The sequence below is a fragment of the Candidatus Defluviibacterium haderslevense genome, assembly GCA_016712225.1.
Classification (GTDB): domain Bacteria; phylum Bacteroidota; class Bacteroidia; order Chitinophagales; family Saprospiraceae; genus Vicinibacter; species Vicinibacter haderslevensis.
Genome location: JADJRL010000003.1, coordinates 3,636,254 through 3,649,176, shown reverse-complemented (window position 1 = coordinate 3,649,176; position 12,923 = coordinate 3,636,254). Strand labels below are relative to the sequence as shown.

Here is a 12,923-nt window from a genome sequence, read left to right as displayed (position 1 = left end):
TTATAACTACATAAATTAGAACTTCATCATTGAGCATTTTTATGACTTATTAAAATTAGTTAAGATTTAAAGCAGCGTTTCTAATTATTCGAGTGTCTCATCATTAATAAAATACTTAATTATGAAACATTTTTACTGCATTATCCTTTTTGGTCTCTTATTTACAAATACATTAAAAGCCCAATGTTTTATTCCAGGTTCTGAGGATTGTCCAACGGCAACTTTGCTCATGTCACCAGAAGAATTGAACGGGAATTGGTGTTCTACTTATTCTTCAAAAGCTTCAGGAGCAATACCATTATGTCCACACGGTGGAGGACCTCATAATACCTTGTGGTGGTCATTTGTTTCAGGTGGAGGACCTGTCACGATAACGATTGATCTTAATAATCTCACAGTCAACGGTACAGGGATCCAATTTGGCATATGGACCAATTGTGAATTCAATCAATCTGTACACTGTGAACCTAATTGTGTTGGACCAGTTCATAGAGTTATTAATTTAGTTACAGAACCTTGCCAAACATATTATTTATTTACAGATGGCTGCTCAGGGGATGAAGGAGATGTGATTTTTTCAGTTGAAGGAGGCAATGGCACATGTGAAACTGGTGAGATTTCTGAAATCAATGCAGAACCAAGTAAAAAAATTAATGTTTGTGCCAATGTGTCGAATGAATTTTTTGCATCAGAAATTAAACGTCCCAATTTACATTATGAATGGACTTTAAATAAACAAAAACTACAAAGTAAGACTCGAAAAATAAATCATAAGTTTGTAACTCCAGGGACCTATACACTCTGTGTAGAAGCCGTTCTTGAAGCTTCAAATGGACAAAGCTATGCAAGGTCTAATCAGCAATGTAGCCAGGTTATTGTCAATCCATCTGGTGATGTTCGAGATAATAATAATTTCTTATGTCATGAACAAGTGGACCCAAATCCTTATAAGTGGTATGATCAAGACATAACGCAAAGTGGGTTATACCGAAGCAAACAAATCAGTCCTGAAGGCTGTGAAATCGTCAAGGTTGCTTCAATACAAGTAAGCGATAAGCCAGATGCTATTGCTCAATTTTACATTGGCAATCATGATAAAGATTATTATAAAAACACAGAAGGAAAATTAATCAAAGAGTGCAATAATTATTACGAATATCATTCACGAGGCAAGCAACAATGCGATGATTATTACAACGTATATCAATTCATTCCTTCATTCTCAACAAAATTAGAACGCACATGTAAGAATAATAAATTATTTTATAAAGTAATTGTTGAAAATAACTCTTGCTCCCCTAATAAAGATTATTCCATTAAATATAATTACATTCTTAAGGATCTAATCAATACATCAGCACCTACAATTAAATCTGATGACTTATTGGAGATAAAAATTAAGTCTGATTATGAATTATTTCTGGAATGTGAAATTGTTTATGGAACAGAATATAAATTGTTGACCTTCGATATGGGTAAAGAATTAATAGATGAGAGTTTGTACTTACCGAATGCAGGTAAAGACGTCTCAACAAGTCGCTTATTTACCAATTTAAATGCAACCAATGGGCCAAGTGGAACATGGAAAAAAATATCAGGACCAGGTAATCTAAGTTTTGAGAATGTAAATAATCCTCAATCCAAAGTTACCGCTTCTGTAAAAGGTACTTATCTGGCCGAATGGAGCATACAAATTGCAGATTGCAAATATGCTGATGAAATTAAATTAAATTTTGGTCAATTGGAAACTGAGAGACCGAAGACCAAACCAAAGATTATAAAAATGGATGGTGGCCAACAAATACGTGTAGTGCCCTCAGGTAGCACATTTCAACTTGATGAATCAATTAAACTTCTTCCTCCTTATAATTGTCAATGGATAAGCGTAGATGGTCGCATTATAGGTCGATTTACTGTTCAGCAATTGAAATCTGAAATACAGGCTCCACAAACTTCAGGCATGTATATTCTTCTTATTGATTCGAATGGCAATTCTGAAAAAATAAAATATCAGGTTACGAAATAATGAGATACCAATAAAACCAACACAAGCCAAATATGAATTTTCAATCTTTATGTTTGATTATTTATATTTGGCTTACTATTTTTAATTGAGTTATGTTATAAATTCTTCAAACATAAATGATGATTTATAGTAACTATAACAGAACAAACAATGATATTAAATTGAACATAATGTCCATTACTATCCAATATTATCATTTCATTTTCTCTGGAAAATATTTAGCTATCAATGCTTCCCATTCGGGCAGGCTTCGTAGATAAGCAAGATCAGGGTCTTCCTGAAGTCCGTTGTAATCCTTGAATCCATTTTTGAAAGCTTCATACAAATATTCAAATGCTTTATCTTTCTTCTTTTGAATGGACAACAAGCAAACCATGTTGATTTGTGCGTTGAGGTTACGTGAATCATTTTTTATTGCTTTATCAAACGCCATTTCAGCATCTTCATATTGATTAAGAATAGCATAAACCAACCCTAAAGTCCCCCAAACATTTGATTGTAAAGGGTCTAGTTTTAAAGATTTTTTTAAGATGATTTCAGCCTCAGCAAATCTTTTCATTTTCTTTAACAACAAACCATAATTTCCATAAACTTCCGGTTGCGTTGAATCTAATGTTAAAGCCTTATTAATCATTAATTCAGCATCGTCATATCTATTTAATTTTTGATAAAGTGAAGAAATATTTAAATAAGGTACTGACTGAATCGAATCAGCTAGGATCGCCTTTTTATAACACTGCTCAGCTTTTACTAACTCATTTTTTAAATTCCAATAATCTCCATAGGCTTGCCATACCATTACGGAATTAGAATCTATACTTACTGCTTCTTCCAAAAAAGGAACTGCATTATCTATAGATTTTGGAATTCTACTAAAAAGTACCGCAGTAGTATAGCAAGGTAATAGCCATGAGCGCTGTAGTTCCATAGCTTTACGCGCATAAAAAATGGCAGAGTCGAGTTGCAAATAGCAATACCCATATATTAAACTTTTCTGCCAATATACGTGAGGCAAATCTGATTGCCATTGAAGTGAAAGATCAAACAAAGCCATAGCCTTTTGACCTTCCACTTTATTAGCATTGCGATTAGATAAATTGGAAAGGTAACCTTCAAAAAAATACTTTCTTGATTGTAAGGACTTATACATATAATGATTACTCCCTAAAAGCTCCATAGCTCGTTCAAGATAACGTGGATAAACTCCATATTTATTAACTCTTGATTTAACAGATAGACTCATTTGTTTGATATCCATTCCAATCCAATTATTCATAACCTGTTGGGATTCGTCTTGTAAGACTGCAGCATAATTTCTTCGCATGGTAGAATGTAATCTGTCTAATTCTGCCACTTTAATTAATTGCTCATAATAGAAATCAGCACAATCATTTTTAGGTTCTAATAGTGTTTTATTTTTTAAAGCGCTTTTGAAATGTTGATACATTACCAATATTGAAGAATCCAATCCTTTAAGCACTTCTTCTTCGATTCCTTTTGAATCAATTGAACTAAACAATTGATATTGATTGCCTTTTCCTGACTTTATGGAGGACAATAATTCTGAATCAACAGTTGCCAATCTTTCTGTACGATTACCAATAATCATGGGCACTTGACTTATGGGCACAACTTCATTGGTAACATGGTCTTCTAAGTATCGCCCCATTTCCTGAAGCGTAACTAATTGATCATTATTGCTATCTGCGAAACCATATAATCCTTCAACCAAATGAAAAGAAAATGCGCCACGGCCACCACCCCATTGTTCTCCTTCAATGCTGTATTCATTAGGTTGACAAGACATAATTTTTACTTCATTGGCATATTGCTTAGCAAGATTAGAGGCTGTAGCATGAGCACCTCCAACTGAACTGCCTGCTAAAACTCCCGAATGACACGCATCCGTAATAACAACCACTTTAGCTTTGTTCTGTATAGATAGCGTAGAAATAACTTCTTGAAGCATGGGTAAGGCAAATGCCCCTCCTGCCATATATACATGTGCCGGAGAATCCCAACATAAGAGAAACCCGGGCTGGGTCAAACTTTTTTTCTCCACATCCCCATGACCTGAGAAATAGATTATGGCCTGATCACCTTCCTTACAAACTTCCCATAACCAGTCTAAGGCATTGGCAAATTGAGCCATTGTTGCCTGTTGATTAATCAACACTTTTAGGTGGTCTTCATCAAGCCTCCCTCCGGCATTTGATCTTAGGTAGTTCGCAAATACTTCGGCATCCTTATCTGCATATCGCAAATCGGGTATGGAGGGGTTTTGATAATCCGAAATGCCAATAACTACGGCATATGTAGATGAATTTAGAGTGGATGATTTTGAAGATAGTATGGGAGACGCACCTTTAGCTTGTGCATCGAGTTTGCTAACAATTCCAATTGATAAAACAAATAAAAACAATTGTTTAATTCCCATAAATATTTCATTATTGACTTCAGATGAGTTCTTGTCGATTTAAGTAGGACTAAAGGCATCCTACCAAACATTTCATCGCCAATTTTCACCAGTTGACCACTATTTACTAAAAAGACCCTTTATAACCGATGACTTTCGACTGACGACTAATAAGTGGAGCTGCAGGGATACTGACACACATTTCATGTGGTCACTATGCCGCCTAAAGCCAATGGCATGCTGACGTGCATTCCATGCGGTCACCATGCCGACCATTAGCGTCGGCATTCGAACCATTAACCAGTGGAGCTGCAGGGATGCTGACGCGCATTCCATGCGGTCATCATGCCGACCGTTAGCGTCGGCATTCGCACCATTAACCAGTGGAGCTGCAGGGATTCGAACCCTGGTCCAGAGAAAGTACCAAACCGCTTTCTACATGCTTAGTGATATCTTTGATTGTCGGAACTTGAGGAGGTAATATCACGACCTTTCAAGTTCGTATTCCCTTAATTTCGTTCGCCGCCCGGGACTTACTTTGAACTAGACCGAAGTTTTATGATGTGCAGCCAGTACCTATCGGACGTCAATTCTGGGGCACAAAGGCGTCTTAATCTCTAAGATTAGGCAGCCAAGGCAAAAGATGTATTGCCAGTTGTAATTCGATATCCATTTTTAACGTAGTGAGCTATCATCCTACGGCATGCTTACTGAATGACCGCGTTTCCTGTCGATTCCATTCAGCCCCTATACTTTTATAAGTTGAACGATATAACTATTCTGAGTGCTATAAAGTTTCACAAATTGGAAAAACTTTTTCACAACCCTAATTGCCTCTATCAAAAGCTCTTGAATAAAACGGCCCTAATCATAAAAAAATAGCTGTAATGTTTTTAAAAATAAAATAGATCTTTAGACAAATTTTAGATTTATGTGGCGAGTTGCCTTATTATTGATTTTCGCACTTATTATCATTCCTATTTTTAGCTATTACTTTGATGCACCGATTGTTGAGCCTCAATTAAGCAGTTTAAAATATTTATTCTGTTCAATGCTTATTGTGGCCGGCATTTGCTTTTTAGTCGGTGAGTTGACCGGTAATGTTAGTCAGGTCGATAAAATCTGGAGCATAGTACCCATATTTTATGCCTTTAAAGTTTTCATGGACTCGGGTTATCACCCAAGATTGGGCCTGATGTTTATCTTGGTATTAATTTGGGGCGTACGACTTACTTACAACTTTTCCAGACGGGGTGCCTACCACTGGATTCCATGGAAAGGGGAAGAAGACTATCGATGGCGTGTTTTGCGACAAAAACCAGGCTTGAATACGACTTGGGGATGGCGGCTTTTTAATTTATTCTTTATATGCTTGTATCAGAATACTTTGATACTCTTATTTACGCTTCCAACGATAGTGGCGTGGCAAGGTGATAATACTTTAAATTGGATTGATATTATTGCAGCTATTGGGATGTTTACTTTTATTATAATCGAAACTATTGCAGACCAGCAGCAGTATAACTTTCAAACCACAAAACATCAATTCATAAATAACAATCAGATTGTTCCAAGTCCTTATGATGATGGCTTCTGCAAACAAGGCTTATGGGCTAAAATGAGACACCCCAATTATTTATCAGAACAAGTTATCTGGATTTGCTTTTATTTATTTTCTGTGGCAGCTACAGACAGGTGGTTGAATTGGTCTGCTGTAGGGTGTATTTTGTTGTTACTTTTATTTAAAGGAAGCTCAGACTTTAGTGAAGATATTTCGTTAACTAAATATCCAAAATATAAAGATTATCAAAAAAGTACACCGCGTTTTATTCCGAAATTTTGGTAAAATTAGAATTCTTTGCCTTACTCCAACCAGATAATTGTTAAAAAAAGAGATTGTAATTATCTGAAATTTTCCTAAAGATTAAAATTCGATTCTAATAAAAACTTTTTGTTCTTTTTTCATGAAACATGATTGAGTGATCTTGCCTCAGCAAGAAATTTGTGATCCAAAATCACAAATTAACGAATGAACCGAAGCCTGTATCAGGCTGAGGGAAACCAAAAATTCTAATTTGTTTCTAATGCAGCTTCCTCCATGCCTAAATAATTGGCTTCGAAGACTACGCCAATTATTTAGGTTCACTTCACCAAAAGACATATTTAAGTCTTTTGGTTCGTTCATCCTTTAAGGCCGGTTAAAATTTCTACTACTACTTATAATTATCGATTATTACTTGAATTAATTTTAGAATCTTCTCTATCGCATTTCTAATAATCTTGAACAAGGCGAGGAGCTGTTAAACTTAAATAAGGAATTTATCCAATATAGATTGACTTTGAATATCACATGATTGTTTGCGGCCAAATAATTTATATCTGTTTCTTGCTACCCATTTATAAATAGCATCCCGAATGGTTAGTGGCATAGCCAGTAATATTTTTCCCATTACAGCATAAGTACCACCAAGCTGTAATAATACCTGCCCTGCCCCATCGCTGTACATGTAATATTCATGATCTTTTACATAAATAAAGGAATCGTGGAGGATTGAATCTATTCCAAATTTATTAAGCATTTTACTTCCAGTTTGACTTGTAATGTGAGCGAATTTAAAGTCATTCTTTTTATCAACTCGAATCAAAAATTGAACGATTGCATCGCAGTAATTGCACACTCCATCATATAAAATAACATGTTTTAATTCTTCAGTGTCTGCAATCATAAATAAGGAACAGACGAACTGAGCATTGGTTTAATTCATCATATATGGAAAACATTAAAACTTGGTACTCACGCCTAAATGCAAACTGATGGGTTTAAATGTAATTGCACTCAAATTGTTCCCATTAGTATATATACCATTGCCATAAATGGATTTATTATTAAATAAATTCACGAAATCATAACTTAAGCTTCCATCTAAATAGGTATTTTTAAATAATTTATATCGTCCTCCTAATGCCATTGATAGTTTTGGTTGAGAATAATTATAGCTTGTTCTATAGTTCTTTTGAAATTCAATAAAATTTGTTTTGCGGCCATTGATAACCTTAGTTTCTTTCAAATGCCCTTCAACACTTAATTGCTCTTGGTTGATAATAAATCCTAATGCCAAATTTCCAAATAGTTCAAATTTTTGAGTCAAACTAAATCCAAACTCAAGCGGCAATTGAATGGCGTATTGTCGGTAAGTATTATAAGTATCATATGTTTGGCTACCTAAGAATACTGTAGAGTCATATAAGGTAGGATCGCTTTTGATTATTGTCATGGTATCAGAACGAATAAATTTACCTTTTGTAAAATTTGAAACTCCATTCCTATATTTAATTTTATAAAAGTTTAAATAGGTACCATAGCCAATGTAAAATTTATTATGAATACTAACTTGATTCATTAATCCAATATCATAACCTATTGAATATTTATAATCTGTATTTACCTTATAAGTACTCTCATATCGTTTGTAAACAGAGAATGTATCACTTTCAAAATCGAACTCAGAAATCTCACCAGCAACTACCCTGTTTTTATTTAAAGCATGCTGAAGATTACCTCCAAAATAAACCTGTGTCTTCCTTTGTCCCACCACAATGTTGGGCATGAAGACAGAAGAAGAAAAAATTACAAAAAGAATTAAAAAAGCGGACGTTGTGTAGAATCTAGGGTTCATCATATTAAAAGTTTGGTGTTAAATAATAAAAGTTCAATTCAAATATAACAGTAAAATATTGTATTTATTATTTTAACATTAAATATTTTTACTCAGTCTCCAATTTGGTTATATCACTTATATCATGGCAAACCTCAATAATATCAATCTCGAATTTGTCTATTTAACCAAAACGTTTAAGCTAGAAACCGAATAAGCCCCAAAATACCCCAAAGCATTGTCTGACCAATTGGAAATGGGATTAGCAGGAGCCGCACTGCTGTTGCCATCACTCACTATCAACAACAAAGTGTTAAAGTAATCGAAGGTTTTTTTGTCAATGGATAATAGGTATACTTCTACAACATCACCCAATTTAAATTCTCTGGTAAAAATAGGGATTCGAATTTTATTACCATTGGTTAAGCGATCGTCAAAGACTAATATTTGATTACCTTCGGAAGATGGGATACCATTGACCACACTTTTAATTTGATAATAATTGACTTCATCTTTAGGATCCGTAAAATTACAAAACAAGGTAAATAAACTATCCTTGTCCTCGCCACCAAAAGGATTAGGCGGATTTTTTTCAACGGAAACAGAATCTAATACTACCGACTTAGGCAAGTAACTTGATGCCGTAAATGTTTTACCTTCAGTTTGTATGGTAAGTTTATAATCGGTATTATTTAGTGCAGCATATTGGTTAAGTGTATAATAACCATTATTCTCATTATTTAATAACAATTCACCGCCCTGTTCTGTAGATAATTTAATGATTGCATCTTTAATGGGTGTTGGAGCTTCAGTGCTAAAATAATTTCCGGTCTTGGTAGCCCGAACTTTAAAATCATGAGTACCTTCTTCAAGGGCAGCTTCAAAAACAAATTGTGGTGCCGATTCATTCAAATTTATATCGATAACTTGTTGACAAGAAAACATTCCAACCATCGCAATTGCGAAAAATAAATATCTATTGATCATGATTATTTGAATTTAAAATTATAAGTCACAGAAGGAATGATTTTAAATAAAGCCGTTCTTAAAGCTTCTGTTTTTTCAGGATTATCTTCGTTCTGTTGAAAGGTGATCGTGTATGCATTTTCTCTGGCATAAGCATTATAAACGGATACATTCCAACTTCCTTCATATCGTTTGCGTGGTTTCCCTAAAAAGGTAACTCCAACATCTAAGCGATGATAATTAGGATATCTGTAGCCATTTCTTTCTGTATAATAGGGAACCTGGATCTGATCAATGGTATATTTTCCGGATGGAAATGTTGCGGCATCACCGGTATTAAAAACCCAGTTTGCAGAAACCGTAATCCGATTGGTTAAATTATAAATACCAACAATGGCTACATCATGAATTCGATCCTGACGTGCCGGATAATAATCACCATGATTAATATCGCTGAATTTTCTAAGTGATCGCGACAAGGTATAACTAATCCAACCGGTAAGTTTTCCTTTAGATTTCTTTACATAAAATTCTGCACCATAAGCGATACCTTTTCCATAGGTTAATGCGCCTTCATACTCTGCATTAAATATTAGATCAGCTCCGTTACGATAATCGATTTGATTGCCTAAGTTCTTGTAGTAAGTTTCGAATGAACATTCATACTTATTATCTAGAAAATTTCTAAAATATCCTAATGATACCTGATCAACTACTTGTGGTTTCACATTATTACTGCTCGGCACCCAAAGATCTGTTGGCGAAGATGTTGTGGAATTCGACAACAAATGCATGTATTGATTATTTCGAGTATATCCTGCTTTAATGGATTGTGCGGGATCAATTTCATACTTCACAGAAAGACGTGGTTCTAGTCCACCATAATATTTAATGGTTTTTCCTTTTGCATATTTAGTTTCAGAAGTTTTATTTCCAAGCTCATCAAAAGTGTATGCTGTGCCTTTTCCAACATAATCAAACAGCGAATATCTTAAGCCATATTGGACACCAATGCGTTCATTCACTTTCCAATCATTTTGAACATAAAGCCCTCCTTCGTATGCGAATTTATTTTCAGTAGTTGAATTATCAAAACTGCTATTGACACCTGCTTCAAGTGAAGTAGGAAGAAAAGTATGATGTATTGCATTAAAACCATACTTGATGGTATTTTTTGAATTCGGAAAATAACTAAAATCTTGTTTCAAGTTCCAATCCTGAATAGAAGCTTTTACTTTAAACTCTACATCATCGGTACCAATTTTAAATTGATAATCGAAATTGCTAAATATAAGTGAAGTGTTGGAAAACAATTGATCACTGAATAAATGATTCCAACGCAAAGTCCCTGTATAATTTCCCCAGTCCAAACCAAAGCCAGTTACACCCAAAACATCTCTACCAAAATATCCAGATAAAAACAATCGGTCTTTATTACTGATTTTATAATTTGCTTTTGCATTTAAATCATAGAAATACAATCTTGCATCATTGATGGTTGTATCTTTTGATAATTTGAGAAATAAATCTGCATAAGTCCTGCGACCCGAAACGATGAAAGAGCCTTCATCTTTTTGTATAGGTGCTTCAACGGTAAGACGTGAAGAAATTAATCCAATACCACCAGATGCATTTAATTTTTTATTATTTCCATCTTTCATTTTTATATCCAGTACAGAGGAACCACGACCGCCGTATTCTGCGGGCATCGAACCCTTATAAAGAGTTACATCCTTTAATGCATCAGAATTAAACACGGAGAAGAATCCCAGAAGATGCGATGCATTATAGACAGGAGCCTCATCTAACAATATTAGATTCTGATCAATGGCACCACCGCGAACATAGAAGCCTGCATTCCCATCTCCTGCGGATTTAACACCGGGCGTTAGTTGTAAGGTTTTGATGATATCTTTTTCACCAAATATTACTGGAATATTTTCAATGGCTTTAGGATCCAACTTAACTACGGACATTTCATTCTTGGAAACATTTTTATTTTCCTTTTCAGATTTAACAACCACCTCTTCCAATAATTTAGATTCAGGTGTTAACTCTTTACTTATTTTTAGATCATGATCGAGTACGATCGTTTCTTCCACTGTCAAATATCCAATATATTGAAACCTTATTACATAGTTTCCTTTTGGCAAAGTCAAAGAATAAAAACCATAGGTATTTGTTGACGCACCAATGGTCGTTTTATCTTTCAAAAGCACTGACGCACCAATTAAATCTTCACCATTGGATGCATCTTTCAGTGTACCACTAATCGTAAAGTTTTGTGCATGGACCAAAGTGAATTGAAACAACAATAAACAAAAAATGAGAATAGCTTTAACAAATTTAATTTTCATATACATTACAGGATTAGAAATAAGGATGCATATAGTAAGTTAGCAAAACGATTGAATCAAGATAATGTTTCATGAATGTTAAAAAATAAAATATTTTTATTAATTTTTTAACATGATGTTTGTGGTGTTCATTTAACTTTATGACGCTTGGTAAAGACTTAGATAATTATCACCCTATTTTTTTTATAAAATCACACTATCTTTAAACTTTAAATCAACATATGAATTTTAAAAACGCTTTTTCCACTGCAGCAGAACGATTTATGAGTTACTGTAGGATAGACACACAATCCGATCCTTTTTCTTCTACATTTCCATCTTCTGACAATCAAAAAGATCTATCCAATGCCTTATTGGAAGAATTAATAGCAGCAGACATCCAATGCGAACTTGACGAATGGGGTTATGTCTATGCTTCATTACCTTCCAATACGACCAAAGAAGTCCCAGCAATATGTTTTTGCTCACATGTGGATACCGCTCCCGATTGTAGTGGAAAAGATGTTAAACCCATCCTGCATAAAAACTATTCCGGTCAAGATATCGTTCTACCGGATGACCCAAGTATTATCATTTCAACTTCTGATTTTCCAATTCTCAATACAAAATTAGGTGAGGACATCATTACCGCTTCCGGTTTAACGCTTTTGGGAGCTGACGACAAGGCAGGAGTATGTGCGATTATGGAAGCTGCCATCTACTTAAAACAACATCCCGAAATCTTGCATGGGGAAATCTCGCTACTGTTTACACCAGATGAAGAAATCGGTCATGGCGTAGACAAGGTGAATTTAGAAAAAGTGAGCGCTAAGGCTGCCTATACCCTTGATGGTGGAGAATTAGGAAGCCTGGAAGACGAGACCTTCTCAGCGGATGCCTGCACCATTCACATAACGGGTGTTTCCAGTCACCCAGGGTACGCCAAAGGAAAAATGGAAAATGCGATTAAAATAGCGAGTGAGATCGTAGCTCAATTACCCAAAGATCGCTTGAGTCCCGAATCCACAAGTTCTTACGAAGGCTTCGTTCATCCCACGAAAATCGAAGGTAATCTGGAGTCCGCCAAACTTGAATTCATCATCAGAGATTTTGAAACTGCCAAATTAAATCAGCACGTTGCTGAATTGAATTCGATATGCTCTAAAGTCTTAACCCAATACCCTAATTCCAAATATGAACTCACCCAAAAAGAACAATATCGAAACATGAAGGAAATTCTTGCCCTTCGACCCGAAATCGCAGATTATGCCGCCCAAGCTATTGAAGAAGCCGGCATCCCATTATTGCGAGGCAAAATTCGAGGTGGTACAGACGGCAGCAGATTATCTTTCATGGGTCTACCCTGCCCGAATCTATTCGCCGGCGAACATGGCATTCATTCCAAAAAAGAATGGGTCTCCGTACAGGATATGCATAAGGCGGCAGAGGTTATCGTGCGACTTTGTACGATATGGGAACAACGGAGTTGATTGGTAATAGTTCTTTTTTAGGACACTAAGACT

At 35.1% G+C, this 12,923-nt stretch carries 8 protein-coding genes and 1 other RNA gene; 3 read left to right on the top strand and 6 right to left on the bottom strand.

All coding sequences use genetic code 11. The features are described from left to right. Positions 1 to 121: 121 nt before the first annotated feature. On the top strand, positions 122 to 2,026 hold the full coding sequence (locus tag IPK88_14250; GenBank protein ID MBK8244585.1) for a hypothetical protein: 1,905 nt from the start codon (positions 122 to 124) through the stop codon (positions 2,024 to 2,026). 193 nt (positions 2,027 to 2,219) lie between these two features. Here IPK88_14250 and IPK88_14245 read toward each other — a convergent pair whose 3' ends face one another. Together IPK88_14245 and ssrA are read right to left on the bottom strand one after the other, a co-directional pair. Continuing rightward, positions 2,220 to 4,463, bottom strand: a complete 2,244-nt coding sequence (locus IPK88_14245; GenBank protein MBK8244584.1) for a caspase family protein — start codon at positions 4,461 to 4,463, stop codon at positions 2,220 to 2,222. 360 nt (positions 4,464 to 4,823) lie between these two features. Next, positions 4,824 to 5,190: a transfer-messenger RNA gene (gene ssrA / locus IPK88_14240) on the bottom strand. Between the two features lie 183 nt (positions 5,191 to 5,373). On the opposite strand from ssrA, the gene IPK88_14235 reads away from it, so the two are divergent. Continuing rightward, positions 5,374 to 6,288 (top strand): DUF1295 domain-containing protein, encoded by a 915-nt coding sequence (locus IPK88_14235; GenBank protein ID MBK8244583.1) that lies wholly within the window; start codon positions 5,374 to 5,376, stop codon positions 6,286 to 6,288. A gap of 460 nt (positions 6,289 to 6,748) precedes the next feature. Here IPK88_14235 and IPK88_14230 read toward each other — a convergent pair whose 3' ends face one another. The 4 genes from IPK88_14230 to IPK88_14215 all read right to left on the bottom strand — a co-directional run bounded on the left by IPK88_14230 (position 6,749) and on the right by IPK88_14215 (position 11,421). Then, positions 6,749 to 7,168 (bottom strand): DUF393 domain-containing protein, encoded by a 420-nt coding sequence (locus IPK88_14230; protein MBK8244582.1) that lies wholly within the window; start codon positions 7,166 to 7,168, stop codon positions 6,749 to 6,751. Between the two features lie 54 nt (positions 7,169 to 7,222). After that, positions 7,223 to 8,122, bottom strand: a complete 900-nt coding sequence (locus IPK88_14225; GenBank protein MBK8244581.1) for a hypothetical protein — start codon at positions 8,120 to 8,122, stop codon at positions 7,223 to 7,225. A 156-nt stretch (positions 8,123 to 8,278) separates the two neighbouring features. Next, positions 8,279 to 9,085, bottom strand: a complete 807-nt coding sequence (locus IPK88_14220; GenBank protein MBK8244580.1) for a DUF4249 domain-containing protein — start codon at positions 9,083 to 9,085, stop codon at positions 8,279 to 8,281. A gap of 2 nt (positions 9,086 to 9,087) precedes the next feature. Next, positions 9,088 to 11,421 (bottom strand): TonB-dependent receptor, encoded by a 2,334-nt coding sequence (locus IPK88_14215; GenBank protein ID MBK8244579.1) that lies wholly within the window; start codon positions 11,419 to 11,421, stop codon positions 9,088 to 9,090. A 221-nt stretch (positions 11,422 to 11,642) separates the two neighbouring features. Between IPK88_14215 and pepT the strand changes: the two genes are divergently transcribed. After that, positions 11,643 to 12,890 carry a peptidase T gene (gene pepT, locus IPK88_14210; protein ID MBK8244578.1) on the top strand — a complete coding sequence of 416 codons (1,248 nt, stop codon included), beginning with the start codon at positions 11,643 to 11,645 and terminating at the stop codon, positions 12,888 to 12,890. Positions 12,891 to 12,923: the final 33 nt, after the last annotated feature.